This is a genomic window from Acidovorax sp. GW101-11A03, assembly GCF_059424825.1.
The window spans coordinates 13,674-29,883 of the sequence record NZ_JBWKZU010000029.1; the positions used below are offsets into that span (position 1 = coordinate 13,674).

13 protein-coding genes are annotated in these 16,210 nt (G+C 67.9%); 6 read left to right on the plus strand and 7 right to left on the minus strand.

The annotated features are described in order from the left end of the window. The first annotated feature begins 3 nt into the window (after positions 1–3). The 5 genes from AC07Z7_RS13555 to AC07Z7_RS13575 all read left to right on the plus strand — a co-directional run bounded on the left by AC07Z7_RS13555 (position 4) and on the right by AC07Z7_RS13575 (position 6,421). The gene (locus tag AC07Z7_RS13555) at positions 4–1,830 is read left to right on the plus strand and encodes a vWA domain-containing protein (protein ID WP_494766537.1); all 1,827 of its coding nucleotides are present in this window, start codon (positions 4–6) and stop codon (positions 1,828–1,830) included. Beyond that, the gene (gene rtcA, locus AC07Z7_RS13560) at positions 1,830–2,906 is read left to right on the plus strand and encodes an RNA 3'-terminal phosphate cyclase (protein WP_252659176.1); all 1,077 of its coding nucleotides are present in this window, start codon (positions 1,830–1,832) and stop codon (positions 2,904–2,906) included. The genes AC07Z7_RS13555 and rtcA overlap by 1 nt, the downstream gene beginning before the upstream one ends. Before the next feature lie 127 nt (positions 2,907–3,033). Continuing rightward, positions 3,034–3,951: a cysteine synthase A gene (gene cysK, locus AC07Z7_RS13565; RefSeq protein ID WP_494766538.1), complete on the plus strand. Its 918-nt coding sequence runs from the start codon at positions 3,034–3,036 to the stop codon at positions 3,949–3,951. 212 nt (positions 3,952–4,163) lie between these two features. Further along, on the plus strand, positions 4,164–5,882 hold the full coding sequence (locus tag AC07Z7_RS13570; protein WP_494766539.1) for an NAD(P)/FAD-dependent oxidoreductase: 1,719 nt from the start codon (positions 4,164–4,166) through the stop codon (positions 5,880–5,882). Next, complete coding sequence (locus AC07Z7_RS13575) at positions 5,879–6,421, plus strand: VUT family protein (protein ID WP_494766540.1); 543 nt, start codon at positions 5,879–5,881, stop codon at positions 6,419–6,421. The genes AC07Z7_RS13570 and AC07Z7_RS13575 overlap by 4 nt, the downstream gene beginning before the upstream one ends. A gap of 33 nt (positions 6,422–6,454) precedes the next feature. On the opposite strand, the gene AC07Z7_RS13580 is transcribed toward AC07Z7_RS13575, so the two are convergent. Then, on the minus strand, positions 6,455–7,798 hold the full coding sequence (locus tag AC07Z7_RS13580) for an amidohydrolase (RefSeq protein ID WP_494766541.1): 1,344 nt from the start codon (positions 7,796–7,798) through the stop codon (positions 6,455–6,457). 126 nt (positions 7,799–7,924) lie between these two features. Between AC07Z7_RS13580 and AC07Z7_RS13585 the strand changes: the two genes are divergently transcribed. Beyond that, positions 7,925–9,004 carry a GlxA family transcriptional regulator gene (locus AC07Z7_RS13585; RefSeq protein ID WP_494766542.1) on the plus strand — a complete coding sequence of 360 codons (1,080 nt, stop codon included), beginning with the start codon at positions 7,925–7,927 and terminating at the stop codon, positions 9,002–9,004. Between the two features lie 31 nt (positions 9,005–9,035). Here AC07Z7_RS13585 and AC07Z7_RS13590 read toward each other — a convergent pair whose 3' ends face one another. The 6 genes from AC07Z7_RS13590 to AC07Z7_RS13615 all read right to left on the minus strand — a co-directional run bounded on the left by AC07Z7_RS13590 (position 9,036) and on the right by AC07Z7_RS13615 (position 16,201). After that, positions 9,036–10,607, minus strand: a complete 1,572-nt coding sequence (locus AC07Z7_RS13590) for a methyl-accepting chemotaxis protein (RefSeq protein ID WP_252659171.1) — start codon at positions 10,605–10,607, stop codon at positions 9,036–9,038. A 268-nt stretch (positions 10,608–10,875) separates the two neighbouring features. Continuing rightward, positions 10,876–11,754, minus strand: coding sequence for a protease HtpX (gene htpX / locus AC07Z7_RS13595; protein WP_094288743.1), 879 nt, complete (start codon positions 11,752–11,754; stop codon positions 10,876–10,878). Between the two features lie 297 nt (positions 11,755–12,051). Further along, positions 12,052–12,822, minus strand: coding sequence for a DUF3025 domain-containing protein (locus tag AC07Z7_RS13600; protein WP_494766543.1), 771 nt, complete (start codon positions 12,820–12,822; stop codon positions 12,052–12,054). After that, entirely contained in the window at positions 12,807–13,874 is a 1,068-nt protein-coding gene (gene pyrC, locus AC07Z7_RS13605) for a dihydroorotase (RefSeq protein ID WP_494766544.1), read from the minus strand. Before pyrC ends, AC07Z7_RS13600 begins: the two co-directional genes overlap by 16 nt. Before the next feature lie 99 nt (positions 13,875–13,973). Beyond that, positions 13,974–14,963 (minus strand): Bug family tripartite tricarboxylate transporter substrate binding protein, encoded by a 990-nt coding sequence (locus AC07Z7_RS13610; protein WP_494766545.1) that lies wholly within the window; start codon positions 14,961–14,963, stop codon positions 13,974–13,976. A gap of 47 nt (positions 14,964–15,010) precedes the next feature. Then, positions 15,011–16,201, minus strand: a complete 1,191-nt coding sequence (locus AC07Z7_RS13615) for a M20 family metallopeptidase (protein ID WP_494766546.1) — start codon at positions 16,199–16,201, stop codon at positions 15,011–15,013. Positions 16,202–16,210: the final 9 nt, after the last annotated feature.

Here is a 16,210-nt window from a genome sequence, read left to right on the forward strand (position 1 = left end):
CCCATGGCCAAAACCCCCCATAAGCCCAACCCCGCCCCCCTGGCTTTTGACGCTGGCATGGCGATGGTGAAGGCGCACCCCATCTTTGGCCCACTGGCGCACCGCGTATCCTGGGTGCGCACTGCGGCATCGCTGTGCCCCGCCGATGGCTGGCTGGTGGTGCTGCGGCACGACGTGATCCACATCCACCCCAAGCGCCATGCAGAAGCGGCCGAGTGGGCCTTTGTGCTGGCGCGGGGTGTGCTGAGCTACGCCATGGACTTCTTCCAGCGCGACCGGGGCGACTGGGCGGCCTGGAGCGCAGCCTGCGATGTGGCCAGCACCCGCTTTTTGGCCACCGTCAAATTCGGCACTTGTCCGCACGATATGCAGATGCCGGTGGATGCACCCGCATGGGACGAGGACCGCTGGTACCGCCAGTTTGGCGACAACGGGATGCCCGAGTGGGTCGCCGGGCTGGGGTTGGCCGGTGCCCGCGCGACGAGCTTGCAAGCGCCCGAAGACTGGTCACAGGCGCCGCCTGCGCAAAGGCGTTATGGCTTTGCCAGCACACAAGAAACCTGGAGCGAAGTCTTTGCCGCAGGCATTGCCAACTCGGTCACGCAGGCGGTGGAGATTGCGGCAGGCACCCGCACGGCGCTGGGAGCCAACACACGCAGCGCACCGCGCAGCGTGACCGAACGTGCACGCAGCTGGTTCATCAGCAGCTTTCCGCTGTTGGGGTCGATGGTGGCGGCGTTTGAAATTCTGGAAGATGCCGAGCTGAGCCGCCGCGAGGAGGTGATGGTGGCCGCCGTGGATGAAACCCTGCGCACCATCTACCTCAACCCCGCAGCGGGCCTGAGCGAGCAGGAAACCCGCTTTGTGCTGGCCCACGAAATTCTGCACGTGGCCCTGCGCCACATGGACCGGCAGCGGGGGCGAGACCACTACCTGTGGAACGTGGCGTGCGACTACGTCATCAACGACTGGCTGATCCAGATGCAGGTGGGCAGCGCCCCGGCGCTGGGCCTGCTGCACGACCTGGCGCTGCGCGGCCTCTCAGCCGAGGAGGTGTACGACCGCATCGTGGTGGACCTGCGGCGCATGCGCAAACTGCAAACCCTGGCGGGCCAGCAGGGCGACATGCTGCAGCGCCGTCTGCGCACCGATCGTGTGCCGTTTACCGATCTGGATGCGTTCTACAAGGAGCAATTAGGCAAAGGCCTGATGCTGCACGAATCGCAAGGCCGTGGCTTACTGCCTGCGGGACTGCTGGAGGAAATCCGCGCGCTGCTGCAGCCGCCCATTCCGTGGGAGGTGGAGCTGGCGCGGTGGTTTGACCACCACTTTCCACCCATCGAAACCCGGCGCACCTATGCGCGCCTGAGCCGCCGCCAATCGGCCACGCCGGATATTCCGCGCCCCCATGTGGGCCCTGATAGCCGCTGGCGCGACGGGCGCACGTTTGGCGTGGTGCTCGACACCTCGGGCTCGATGGACAAACACACCCTGGCCAAAGCCCTGGGCAGCATTGCCAGCTATGCCGAGGCCAAGGAGGTGCCCGCCGTGCGGGTCGTGTGCTGCGATGCCGCGCCGTATGACCTGGGTTACCTGCCCGCGCAGGACATTGCGCACCGGGTACAGATCCAGGGGCGCGGTGGCACCGTGCTGCAACCTGCCATCAACCTGCTGGAGAACAGCGCGGACTTTCCGAAAGAAGGCCCGCTGCTCATCATTACCGACGCGGACTGCGACCACCTGGATGTGCGCCGCCCGCATGCTTACCTTCTGGCTCCGGGGCGGCGCTTGCCGTTCACGCCCCGGGGCGATGTTTTTACGATGAACTGATGGAACTGACTGAATCACCAAGCCTGAAGCCGCTGACCCTCGACGGCTCCACCGGCGAAGGCGGCGGCCAGATCCTGCGCACGGGCCTGGCCCTGTCCATGGTCACCGGCCGCCCACTGCACATCACCCGCATCCGCGCGGGGCGGCCCAAGCCGGGGCTGATGCGCCAGCACCTGGCCTGCGTGCAGGCGGCGGTGGCCGTGTGTGGCGGGCAAGCAGAGGGCGCCGATCTGGGCTCGCAAACGCTGGTGTTCACGCCCGGCGCGTTGCGTGCGGGCGACTACCGCTTTCAGATCGCCACGGCAGGCAGTTGCCTGCTGGTGCTGCAGACCGTATTGCCCGCGCTGATGCTGGCCGATGGCGACAGCCAGGTGCAGCTGTCGGGCGGCACGCACAACCCGATGGCGCCGCCATTTGATTTTCTGGAGCGGGCGTTTGCGCCGCTGGTGCGGCGGCTGGGTGTGGGGCTGGAACTGCAATTGCAGCGGCGCGGCTTCTACCCCGCTGGCGGTGGCGAGCTGGTGGCGCGCATCACGCCCGCCACACAAGCGCTGGCGCCCATGGACCTGCTGGAACGCGGCCCGCTGCACAACGCCTGGGGCGAGGCGCTGGTGCCCGGCCTGGCGCGCAACATTGCCACGCGGGAGCTGGAGGCGCTGGGCCAGCGCATGGGCTGGACGTTTGAATCCGGCCAGCTGCGCCAGCCGCCCACGCGCCAGAACGAAGGGCCAGGAAATGCGCTGATCGCCACGCTGGAGCACGCGCACGTGACCGAGGTGTTCTGCCAGTTGGGCGAGCGCCACCTGTCGGCCGAGCAGGTGGCCAAGCGGCTGGTGGACGAGGTGCGCGCCTACCAGCGCAGCAGCGGCGCCCTGGGCCCGCACCTGGCCGACCAGTGGATGCTGCCGCTGGCACTGGCGGTATGGCGCAGCGGGCGGGCCGCGCGCTACACCTGCAGCGAGGTGACGCAGCACACGGCCACCAATGCGCAGACGATTGCACTGGGGCTGCCGGTGCGGGTGCAGATCACGCCGGTGGAGCGTGCGATGCAGGTGGAGATCCAGCCCGCCCCCTGAACGGCGACCCGCCACCTGGATCAATACCCTGGCTATATCCATATCACCAGGGCAGTAGAACAACTGGTTCAGAATGCGCGTCACACCCTTCCCCTTTCGTCCCACCCGACACCTCACAGGAGACGCCATGAAAGTTGACAACATTCTGCAGACCATTGGCAACACGCCCCACGTGCGCATCAACCGCCTGTTCGGCCCGGCGGCCAGCGTGTGGGTGAAGTCCGAGCGCAGCAATCCGGGCGGCTCCATCAAGGACCGCATTGCACTGTCGATGGTGGAAGACGCCGAGAAGTCGGGCGCGCTGAAGCCCGGCGGCACCATCATCGAGCCCACCAGCGGCAACACGGGTATCGGCCTGGCGCTGGTGGCGGCCGTCAAGGGCTACAAGCTGATCCTCGTGATGCCCGACAGCATGAGCATCGAGCGCCGCCGCCTGATGCTGGCCTATGGCGCGCAGTTTGACCTGACCCCGCGCGAGAAGGGCATGAAGGGCGCGATCGCCCGCGCGCAGGAGCTGCAGGCGCAGACGCCGGGCGCGTGGATCCCCCAGCAGTTCGAGAACCCGGCCAACATCGACGTGCATGTGCGCACCACGGCACAGGAGATCCTGGCGGACTTCCCTGACGGCATCGATGTGCTGATCACCGGCGTGGGCACGGGCGGGCACATCACGGGCGTCGCCAAGGTGCTCAAGGCGAAGTTCACCCAGCTCAAGGTGTTTGCGGTCGAGCCCTCGGCCTCGCCCGTGATCTCGGGCGGCCAGCCCTCGCCCCACCCCATCCAGGGCATTGGCGCGGGCTTCATCCCCAAGAACCTGGACACCAGCCTGCTGGACGGCGTGATCCAGGTCGATGCCGAACCCGCGCGCGAATTTGCGCGCCGCGCCGCGCGCGAAGAAGGCCTGCTGGTGGGCATCTCCTCGGGCGCCACGCTGGCAGCCATTGCGCAGAAGCTGCCCGAGCTGCCTGCGGGTGCAAAGGTGCTGGGCTTCAACTACGACACGGGCGAGCGCTACCTGTCGGTGGAAGGCTTCCTGCCCGCATGAGGGCAGAAAATACCAGCCCAAATGGCCGTTTGCGCGCGACCATCAAGCGCCTAAAGCTATTCAATTGATAGCAACCAAGCATTGACAGCTTTGGCCCCAAGGCCCGCCACCCGGCGGGCCTTTTTTCTGGGCACGGGTCAGCGGGGCCACGCCGGTAAAATCATGGCCCCACGACTTTGCACGCCGCCCGATCGACACGGGCCCGCAAGACCATGATCCGACTCTCTGAAATCCGGCTGCCCTTCACCGCTGCCGAAGCCCCCGAGGCGCCCCTGCGCGCTGCTGTCACCCAAATCCTGGGCATCTCCGACGCCGACATCGCCCACCTGCACGTCTTCAAGCGCAGCTTTGACGCGCGCAAGGCCGACCTGCTGGCGGTGTACATCGTGGACATCACGCTGGCCCAGCCCGAACGCGAAGCAGTGCTGCTCGCAAAGTTTGCTGGCAACCCACACATCCAGCCCACGCCCGACATGGCCTGGCACCCTGTGGGCCAGGCGCCTGCCGACCTGCCCCTGCGCCCGGTGGTGGTGGGCTTTGGCCCCTGCGGCATCTTTGCTGCGCTGGTGCTGGCGCAGATGGGCTTCAAGCCCATCGTGCTGGAGCGCGGCAAGACCGTGCGCGAGCGCACCAAAGACACCTGGGGCCTGTGGCGCAAGCGCGAGCTGCATGCCGAGAGCAACGTGCAGTTTGGCGAAGGCGGCGCAGGCACCTTCAGCGATGGCAAGCTCTACAGCCAGATCAAGGACCCGCGCCACCTGGGCCGCAAGGTGATGAACGAGTTCGTCAAGGCTGGCGCACCTGAAGAAATCCTCTACGTCGCCCACCCGCACATCGGCACCTTCAAGCTGGTGAAGGTGGTCGAAAACCTGCGCGAGCAGATCATTGCGCTGGGCGGCGAGATCCGCTTTGAGCAGCGCGTGACGGACGTGATCATCGAAGGCCAGGGCGACCAGCGCCACCTGCGCGGTCTGAAGGTGCTGAACCAGGCCACGGGCGACACCACCGAGCTGCGCGCCGACCATGTGGTGATGGCGCTGGGCCACAGCTCGCGCGACACCTTTGCCATGCTGTACCAGCGCGGCGTGGCCATGGAGGCCAAGCCGTTCTCCATCGGTTTCCGCATCGAACACCCGCAGGGCGTGATCGACCGCGCCCGCTGGGGCCGCCACGCAGGCCACCCGCTGCTGGGCGCAGCCGACTACAAGCTGGTGCACCACGCCGCCAACGGCCGTGCGGTGTACAGCTTTTGCATGTGCCCCGGCGGCACGGTGGTGGCCGCCACCAGCGAGCCCAACCGCGTGGTGACCAACGGCATGAGCCAGTATTCGCGCAACGAGCGCAATGCCAACGCGGGCATGGTGGTGGGCATCGACCCCCGCGACTACCCGCAGGACGCGCAGGCGTTTGAAACCCACCTGGGCCAGACCTACGGCGTGGAGGCCCTGCCCGCCGGGCAGTTCCACCCGCTATCGGGCAGCGTGCTGCAGCGCCAGCTCGAATCCAACGCCTTTGTGCTGGGCGGGCGCGACTACAGCGCGCCGGGCCAGCTGGTGGGCGAGTTCATCGCGGGCAAGCCTTCGACTCAGCTGGGCAGCGTGGAGCCTTCGTACAAGCCCGGCGTGGCGCTGGGCGATTTGCACGCCGCCCTGCCCAGCTACGCCATCGAGGCGCTGCGCGAGGCGCTGCCGGTGTTCGGCCGCAAGATCAAGGGCTTTGACATGCACGACGCGGTGCTGACGGGCGTGGAGACACGCACGTCGTCACCGCTCAAGATCGGACGCGGCGACAACCTGCAAAGCCTGAACACGCCGGGCCTGTACCCGGCGGGCGAAGGCGCAAGCTATGCGGGCGGCATTCTGTCGGCGGGCGTGGATGGCATCAAGGTGGGCGAGGCCGTAGCGCGCAGCCTGCTCGGCGCGGCCGCATGATGCGGGCGCCCAGCCTGGCGCAGTTTGCAGCGGCGGCCCTGGCCATGGCCGCCGTGGTGCTGGCGTCCAACATCCTGGTGCAGTTCCCCGTCAACGACTGGCTCACCTGGGGCGCCATCACCTACCCGGTGGCCTTTCTGGTCAGCGAACTGGTGAACCGCGCCCACGGCCCGCAGCAGGCGCGGCGGGTGGCGTGGGTGGGGTTTGCGGTGGCCGTGGCGGCATCGCTGGTGCTGGCGCCGGTGCGCATTGCCATCGCATCGGGCGCGGCGTTTTTGCTCTCGCAGTGGCTGGACATTGCCGTGTTTGACCGTCTGCGCCATGGCACCTGGTGGCGCGCGCCGCTGGTAGCCACGCTGCTCGCAGCGGTGCTGGACACCGCCGTGTTCTGGAGCATTGCGTTTGGGGGCACTAGCGACCCCTGGGTCACCTGGGCGCTGGGTGATCTGGGCGTGAAGCTCGGGCTGGGGGTGGCGCTGCTGCTGCCGTTTCGCCTGCTCATCGGGCGACAGCTGGCAACGCACCACCGCGCGGCCTGAACCGCACGGCGCCCCTCTTCTTTTGGCTTCTTTTTACTTGCGCTGCAAAAAGTCCACGGCCAGGGCAGCCAGGCTGCGAGCCCCATTGGGCAACTGGTCCTCGTCGATGTCGAACAGCGCAGAGTGGTTGGGCGGGGCCTTGGCAAATTCCTTGCCCTTGGGTGGCGCGCCCAGGAAGTAGAAGAAGCCCGGAACGACCTTCTGGAACTCCGAGAAGTCCTCGGAGCCCGCCACCTTGGGGATCACCATGGTCTTGCCGCCCATGGCCAGGTTCAGCGCGGGCAGCGAGGCCTGCGTGAGCTGCGCAGGGTTCGTGGTCACGGGGTAGGCCACGGGGCCAAAACGCACGCTGGCCTTGGCGCCGCTGGCGGCAGCGATTGACTCAGCCGTGGTGGTGATGCGCTTGAGGGCCTCCTGGCGCATGTCTTCGTCAAAGGTGCGCAGCGTGCCCATCATCTCCACCTTGTCGGGGATGATGTTGTAGCGGGTGCCGCCCTGGATCTGGCCGATGGTGACCACGGCCGGTTCCTGGCTGATGTTGAGCTGGCGGCTCACCACGGTCTGCAGGCCCATCACCACCTGGCTGGCGGCCACGATGGGGTCGATGGTGGCCCAGGGTGAGGAGCCATGGCCGCCGCGCCCTTCCACATGAATGGTGATGTTGTCCGACCCGGCCATCAGCGGGCCGCTGCGGTAGCCCACCACACCGCCAGGCAGGTTGGAGGTGATATGCAGGCCGTAGATGGCCTGCACGTCCTTGAGTGCACCGGCTTCGATCATCGCCTTGGCGCCGAAGCTGGGCACCTTGCCGTTGGCATCGGGCTCCACCGGCGCGCCCTCTTCGGCAGGCTGGAAGATGAACTTCACGGTGCCGGGCAGCTGGGCCTTCATGCCCGCCAGCACCTCGGCCGCGCCCATCAGCATGGCGGTGTGGGCGTCGTGGCCGCAGGCGTGCATCACGGGCACTTCCTTGCCCAGGTAGTTGGCCTTGGCCTTGCTCGCAAAGGGCAGGCCGGTGTTCTCCAGCACGGGCAGTGCGTCCATGTCGGCGCGCAGGGCCACCACCTTGCCGGGCAGGCCGCCCTTGAGCGTGCCCACCACGCCGGTGCCGCCCACACCGGTCTGCACCTCCATGCCCAGCTTCTTCAGGTGCTCGGCCACGAGCTTGGCGGTGCGCACCTCCTGGCCCGAGAGTTCGGGGTGGGCATGGATGTCGCGGCGCCAGCTGACCATCTTGGGCGCCACGGCGTTCACGGCGGCGTCGATGGCCTGCAGGCCGGCGGCATCCAGCGCCTGGGCCTGGGCCGAAGAGACAAAAGTCAGCCCGCTGGCGACGAGGCCGGCGGCAATCGCGATGGCAGAGAGGGGTTTGTGCATGGGCAGATCCGTAGGGAGTGAACAGCCACGAGGGCCTGGGTGGGAAAGCGAAAAGCACAGTCATGCTAAAAGCGCACACCACCTTCATGACAAGCGAAAATCGCCATCCACAGAGCCAATATCGCCATGCCATCGTCACCTTTGTCCTTGCCTTCGGCGCCGCCCAAGCCCCCGGTGTTCCGCGTGGACATCCCGCTGCTGCCCGAGTCGGCCGTGGGCAGTGCCCTGCAACTCATAGACCTGCTGCGCGGCGCCAACCTGCTGGCCAGCCTGCGGCTGGGGGCGCAGGCGCCCCGCCTGGCCTGGCGCCTGCTGGACGCCGAGGGCCTGCCGCTGGCACCCCTGCCCGGCCCCCTGGCGGCCTACGTGACCCCGGACGATGGCACAGTGGCCCCAGCGCCCGCCCAGGCACTGCTGATCCCGTCTTTCCACGCGCCCGACATCCCGGCCATCCGCGCCGTGGCGGCCCGGCACCAGGCGTTGTCCCGCCAGCTGGGCATTGCGCTGGACGCGGGACAGAAGCTGCTCACCGTGGGCAACGGCGCCTGGCTGGCCGCACAGAGCGGGCGGCTGAACGGGCGGCAGGCCTGCCTGCCCTGGTTCTACATCGCAGGGTTCGAACGGGACTTCCCGGGCATTGGCCACAGCCTGGGCCAGGACCTGTCGGACGATGGCCCCTGGCTGAGCTGCGCGCTGCCCAGCAACGTGAACCTGCTGGCCATTGCCCTGGTGCGCCAGGCGCTGGGGCCGGAGCTGGCCGCCGCCTGCGAGACCGTGATGGCCCCCGACCACCAGCGCGCCCGCGCGGCGCTGCAGGCCAATGCGCAGCAGCACATCCCCGCCACGCGCGACAGCACACTCGCCCGCGCCATTGCCTGGATGGAGGCACACCTGGACCAGCCTTACTCGCTGGACCGGCTGGCCGAGGCGGCGTCGGTGAGCACACGCACCCTGCTGCGGCATTTCCAGCAGGAGCTGTCGCAGTCGCCGCTGGACCACCTGCACAGCCTGCGCTGCGCACGCGCCAAGGTGCTGCTGGAGGTGACGCTGGAGAGCGTGCCCAGCATCGCGGTCGCCTGCGGATATGCCGACCCGGCGGCGTTCCGGCGCATCTTTGTGCGCTACACCGGCATGGCCCCGGCCGAGTACCGCAAGCGCCATGCGCTGCGTGCGCCACGGCGGCGCTGGCGGGTGGATGTGAAGTAGCGGTCCGGTCGCAGTACCTACTGCGCACGGCTCAACGCAGCGCGTTGCCCGCAGGCAGGCGGAACGCCTCCACCAGCTCGGCCAGCTGCTGCGCCTGCACGCGCAGGCCCTGGGCTGCGGCGGAGGACTCCTCCACCAGCGCGGCGTTCTGCTGCGTCATCTGGTCGAGTTGCGAGACGGCCTCGCCCACCTGGCTCAGGCCCGTGGTCTGCTCGCGGGCGGCGGTGCTGATCTCGCCAATGATGGTGGCCACCTGCTGCACCGACTGGACGATCTCGCCCATGGTGCTGCCCGCCGCGTGGACGAGTTGCGTGCCCTCGTCCACCTGCCGCACGCTGTCGCTGATCAGGCCCCCAATCTCCTTGGCCGCGGTGGCCGAGCGCTGGGCCAGGCTGCGCACCTCGCCCGCCACCACCGCAAAGCCCCGGCCCTGCTCGCCTGCGCGCGCGGCCTCGACGGCAGCGTTCAGCGCCAGGATGTTGGTCTGGAACGCAATGCCGTCGATCACGCTGGTGATATCGGCAATGCGACGCGAAGACAGCGCAATGCCATCCATGGTGCCCACCACGCGGTCCACGGCCTCACGCCCACGCTGGGCAACGCTGCTGGCACCGGTGGCCAGGGTGCTGGCCTGCGCTGCAGCGTCGGCGCTGTGGCGCACGGTGGCCAGCAGTTCTTCCATGCTGGCGGCGATTTCTTCGAGGTTGGAGGCGGTGTGTTCAGTGCGGGCCGACAAGTCGCTGTTGCCCGCCGCAATCTCGCTGCTCGCACCCGCCACCGAGGTGCTGGCCTGGCGCATGCCCACCACCAGCCCTGCCAGGCGGGCCTGCATGCCGCCCAAGCGTGACAGCAAGGCCTGCAGCTCGTCGCGGTTGCCCGTGCTCAAAGCGGGGATGGCCGAGGTGAGGTCACCGTCGGCAATGCGGTCCGTCACCTCGGATGCCTGGGCGAGCGGCTGCAGGATGGAGCGCGACAGCCACCATGCGCAGGCCAGGCTCAGCAGCAAGCCCACCACCGAGCCCGCTGCCAGCAGCGTGATGCCCTGGCGTTCGCTGCTGGCGGCGGCCTCGCGGGCCTGGGCCACGCGCTGGCGCTGGTACTCGGCCAGCTTGTTCACGGCCGCTGCATAGGCATCGGCTGCCGGGCGCAGCTGGTTGGCGACCGCGTCTGCAGGCAGTGCCTCGCCCGCCTTGCGGCGCTTGACCAGGTCATCGCGCACCGTGCGAAAACCGTTTCCCGCCTTGTCGATGGCGTCGAACAGCGCCTGGGATTCGGGGTCTGCCGCCAGTTCGTCCAGGCGCTTGCGCACTTCGGACGACCGTGCCGAGGTGGTCTTGCGGTCGGCGTCGATGCGCGCTGCATAGGCGGGGTTGTTGTCGATCTCCAGCAGCGTCTCGGCGCGGGCAGAACTGAGCACAACGATGGCGTGAAGCTCCCGCGCCAGCAAAGCGCGCTCGGACGATGCGCCGCCCAGGTCGTCGGCAATGTCCTGCAACCCTGCCAGCCGCCAGATGCCCACCGCCGCCGAGAGCGACATGACAAGACACACAACACCAAAGGCCAGGGCCAGACGAACCGCAACACGTGCGTGGGAGATGGACATAAGAATGGATTCCGTGGGGGGACAAAAACACCGGGCCGAAGTCGGCCACCAGCCCCGGGGCATGCGCCGGGGCACCGCAGGCGCACACCAGCATATCGACACAAGGTGACACCCACTTGAGTTGGCAAGGGGCCAGCCACGGTGCAAGCGCCGGCGACGGCCCACAACCCCGTTGGTTGGTTGACCCAAAAGGAAACCGCCGCAGGGCGCAAACCCTGCGGCGGTGTCTTGAGGGGCTGCGTGGGGCGAGGCCCCACCCCGTCAGCCCTTATTGCTGCTGCGCATTCTGCAGCGCGGCAATGCGCTCTTCGATGGGCGGGTGGGTGCTGAACAGCTTGCCAATGCCACCGGCAATGCCCATGGCGGCCACGCTCTTGGGCAGCTCGCCGGGGTGCATGCCGCCCAGGCGGGCCAGGGCGTTGATCATGGGCTGGCGGCGGCCCATGAGTTGCGCAGCACCTGCGTCGGCGCGGAATTCGCGCTGGCGGCTGAACCAGGCCACGATGATGGCTGCGGCAAAGCCCAGCACGATGTCGAGCACGATGGTGGTCACGTAGTAGCCGATGCCGGGGCCCGAGCTGTTCTCATCGTTCTTGCGCAGGAAGCTGTCCACTGCGTAGCCGATGACGCGCGACAGGAACACCACAAAGGTGTTCATCACGCCCTGGATCAGCGTCATGGTGACCATGTCGCCGTTGGCAATGTGCGCCACCTCGTGGCCGATGACGGCCTCGACCTCGTCACGCGTCATGCCCTGCAGCAGGCCCGTGGACACGGCCACCAGCGCGGAGTTCTTGAACGCGCCCGTGGCAAAGGCATTCGGGTCGCCTTCAAAGATGCCGACTTCGGGCATGCCGATGCCCGCCTTGTCGGCAAACTTGCGCACGGTCTCGACGATCCAGCGCTCGTCGGGCGAGCCGGAGCCATCGATCACGCGCACGCCCGAGGTCCACTTGGCCATGGGCTTGCTGATGAGCAGCGAGATGATCGCGCCGCCAAAACCCATGACCAGCGCGAAGCCCAGCAGCGCGCCCAGGTTCAGGCCGTTGGCCGTGAGGTAGCGGTTGACGCCCAGCAGGCTGGCCACCACCCCCAGCACGACAACGACGGCCAGGTTGGTCATCACAAATAACAGGATCCGCTTCATGGCTTGAATTCTCCGTGGGGTAAACAACAACAGGTGTTTGCTGGCTTAGATGGGGGCCGGCGGCCGCTCTTCAAGCGCCGCCCCCTGTGTGGGAACGGCACCCGCCCTCTGGCCGCGATTGCATCGCGCTATGGTAGGTGCAAACCTGCATGCGCCCCTTATCACACAAGCCTTGACGGGAATTAGCGCGGCTCACAAAACGCTTCTGGCGTCGTTGCCGCGTCTTGTCGTACTGCCCGTACTGCCTGCGACACAGCGCCTGGCCAGAACCGCTTCGCTGAGTCTTGTTAGCCGCTCCTAGGCCCCTGTCGCTGCGCGGGGTGGCCGGAACACCTGGGCGTCGGCATAAAAACCTGGCGCCTCATTGGCGGGCCACCAGCCGGGCACGCCCAGCACGGGCAGCGGCGAGAAAGGTTTGGCAGCCCAGGGCAGGGGCTGGATCTCCTGCGCCAGCCAGGCATCCAGATTTGCTATTGATTCAATAGCTACCGGGGCTGGATAGACGTGCGCAACCATGGGTTTTCGGGGCACAACCAGCTTCTCCATCAGCGCATGGCCTACCAGCACCAGCCGGGCCTGGGCCCAGAGCGGGCGCAGGTCGATGAACAGCCGCTGCCAGTCGCGCGAGTGCAGCGCCTGCCATAGCGCGTCGGGCGCCTGCAGCAGCGCACCGTTTTCATCAAACACCGTGAGCGCATCGCGCAGCGGCCCGCGCACGGCCTGTACACCGTCGGCGGCGATGGCCTGGGCCTGCAGCTGGTTCAGGCGGCCCTTGGTGCGCGGAAACTGGTGCCACACCAGGCCGTTGAAGAAGTCGTGCAGGTTGTCGCGTGTGGGCACGCGGCGGGTGTCCCAGATGTACTGCTCGTAGGCCGTGCCTTCGGGCAGCTCGGACTGGGGCACAAAACCCACTGGCAACGCTGGCGGCGCTGCGACCTGCAAGGCCCGGTGCACGGCAGGATCGTGCTGCAGCTGCTGCGCCACGGGCTGGCCCAGGGTGCGCCACGGCGCCAGCCAGGGGGCGCTCCAGTCGATGGCGTCGAAGGCCTCGCTTACACCAGCCGCCACGGCAGGGCTTCACCGGCACGCAGGGGCTTGAGTTCGGCTTCGCCAAACGCAAAGCTGTCGGGGGGCGTCCACGATTCGCGGCGCAGGGTGATGGTGCCGGTGTTGCGCGGCAGGCTGTAGAAGTCAGGGCCGTGGAAGCTGGCAAAGCCTTCGAGCTTGTCGAGTGCACCAGCGTTGTCGAACGCCTCGGCATACATCTCGATGGCCGCGTGGGCCGTGTAGCAGCCCGCGCAGCCGCTGGCGTGCTCCTTGAGGTGCGCCGGGTGCGGTGCGCTGTCGGTGCCCAGGAAGAACTTGCTGCTGCCGCTGGTGGCGGCCTGCACCAGGGCCACGCGGTGGGTTTCGCGCTTGAGCACCGGCAGGCAGTAGTAGTGCGGGCGCACGCCGCCCACAAAGATGGCATTGCGGTTGTACAGCAGGTGGTGCGCGGTGATGGTGGCGGCGGTGAAACGGTCGGCCTGCATCACGTAGTCGGCCGCGTCCTTGGTGGTGATGTGCTCGAAGACGATCTTCAGCTCGGGGAAGTCGCGGCGCAGCGGGATGAGTTGCTGCTCGATGAACACGGCCTCGCGGTCGAACAGGTCGATGTCGCTGCTGGTCACTTCGCCGTGCACCAGCAGCAGCATGCCCGCCTTCTGCATGGCTTCGAGTGTCTTGTAGGTCTTGCGGATGTCGGTCACGCCCGCGTCGCTGTTGGTGGTGGCGCCTGCGGGGTAGAGCTTGCAGGCCACCACGCCCGCAGCTTTGGCGCGCACGATCTCTTCGGGCGGCAGGTTGTCCGTCAGGTACAGCGTCATCAGCGGCTCGAAGCTCAGGCCTGCGGGCACGGCGGCCAGGATGCGCTGCTTGTAGGCCAGCGCCTGCTCCGCCGTGGTGACTGGCGGGCGCAGGTTGGGCATGATGATCGCGCGGCCGAACTGGGCGGCGGTGTGGGGCACCACCGTGTGCAGTGGCTCCCCGTCGCGCACGTGCAGGTGCCAGTCGTCGGGGCGGGTGATGGTGAGGGTGGTGGGCGCGGTGGGGGTGTGGAGTGCGGCTGTCATGGGCGACATTGTCCCATTGGCATGATTACTATTATTTTTATAGCTATCAGCGCTTATCCATTGCGCGGAAGCAGCCAAAAAAACACTCCTATTCCTGCGGCCCGCACCTTATTCGGCGGTGATGCCCGCCTTGCGCACCACCTCGCCAAACTTCACCAGGCGCTCGGACATCATCTTCTCGAACGCGGCGGGGGTCATCTCTTCGGGCGGGATCACGCCGCGCTCCTTGAGGTTGGCCAGCATGGCGGGCGAGGTGGCGACCTCGCGCACCGCCTTGTACAGGGTCTGCACCACCGCATCGGGCGTGCCGCCGGGCGCAGCCAGGCCGATCCAGGAGGTGAGGTTGAGCTGGGGGTAGCCCACTTCGGCCAGGGTCGGCACGTCGGGCAGCTGGGGCAGGCGCTGGTCGTTGGCGAGGGCCAGCGCACGCACCTTGCCCGCCTGGATGTGCGGCAGCATGATGACCAGGTTGTCGAGGATGAACTGCACCTCGTTGCCCAGCACCGCCGTGATCAGCGGCGTGCCGCCCCGGTAGGGGATGTGGGTGGTGAAGGCGCCGGTGGCGGCCTTGAGCATTTCCACGTTCAGCTGGCCCATGCTGCCCACGCCGCCGCTGCCGTAGTTGAGCTTGCCGGGGTTCTTCTTGGCGTAGTCGATGAATTCCTTGAAGGTCTTGAACGGCAGGCTGCTGTGCACCACCAGCGCATTGGGCAGGCGGCCCAGGATGGCGATGTTTTCAAAGTCCTTGACCGGGTCGTAGCCCACCTTGGGCTGCGTGAGCGGGTTGGCCAGGTGGCTGCTTTGCGACGACACGACCAGCGTGTAGCCGTCGGCCTTGGCGCGCGCCACATACTGCGCGCCCACCGAGCCGCCCGCGCCCGCGCGGTTCTCCACCACGATGGGCACGCCCAGCAGCTTGGACAGCGGCTCGGAATACTGGCGCGCCATGATGTCCACCGACCCGCCGGGCGGGAACGGCACCACCAGCGTGATGGGGCGCGAGGGGAATTTGTCCTGCGCCCACGCGGGCACAGCGGCAAGGCCGGCCAGGCCGAGGCCGGTGGACAGGAGGTGGCGGCGGGAAGGGATGTGGTTCATGGCTGTCTTCAAAAACGCAAAAACAAAAATGGGGAACAAGGCAGGAATCAGGGGTGGCCCAGCACGGCCAGCGCCACCGCCTGTGCGCGGGGCACGAACGTGCTCAGCTCACAGTACTCACGCTCGGTGTGCGGGTGGCCGCCGACGGGGCCCGTGGCGCACAGCGTGGGCACACCCACCGAGGCCGTGAGGCCGCTGTCGGCCGCGCCGCCGGTGAACTCGCCCTGCACCTCAAAGCCCAGCGCACGTGCGCCCTGCTGGTAGAGCGCCAGCAGGTAGTCGGGCGTGGGCTTCATGGGCAGAGTGCGGCGCGCGGTGGTGATGCGGCCCTGGGTGCGGGGCACGGATGCTTCCTCAACGATGGCGCGCACGCGCTCCAGGAGTGCGTCGGGGTCGGTGTCGGCGGTAAAGCGCAGGTCCACCTCGGCCTTGGCATGCGGGGCGACCATGTTGGGCACGATGCCGCCCTGCACCACGCCCACGTTGCAGGTCACGCCCGTGGCCGGGTCGGTGAGCGCGTGCAGTGCCAGCGTCTTGCGCGCCAGGGCTTCGATGGCGCTGGCGCCTGCGGCGTGGTTGATGCCTGCGTGCGCGGCCACGCCCGTCACTTCGAACTCCACCACCATCGAGCCCTTGCGGCTGGTGACCACGTTGCCGCTCACGCGGCCGGGCTCGGCATTGAGCACGGCCCGGGCGCCGTGCACCCGGGCCATGATGAGGTCGCGCGTGGCGGGCGAGCCGATCTCTTCGTCGCACGAGAAGAACAGGTGCAGCGGGGCCTTCAGCCCGCCGCAACGCGCAAAGGCCTCGGCAACAAACACATTGAGCACCAGGCCGGACTTCATGTCGGCCACGCCGGGGCCGTAGGCGCGGCCGTCTTCCACGCGGAAGGGGCGGCGCGCCACCGTGCCAGCGGGGTACACCGTGTCCATGTGGCCCATGAGGATGATCGGCGCTCCCTCGCCTGCCGCCTCGTCCGGGTTGACCTGAGCGTGCAGCAGCACGCCGTAGCCGGGCACGGGCTCGAACTGCACGGGCACGCCCGCGGCCCGCAGGCGCCCGGCCAGCGCATGGGCCACGGCGGTCACACCCGCTTCGTCGCGGCTGCCGCTGTCGATGTTGACCACTTTTTGCAACAGGTCTTGCATGGCCTGCCCCTGGTCCGCCAGCCAGGCCAGTGCCGGGGCGGTTGGGGCAGATGGCGCCTGGGATGCCGTGTTTTCAAGCGTTTCGTGCATGTTTGTCCT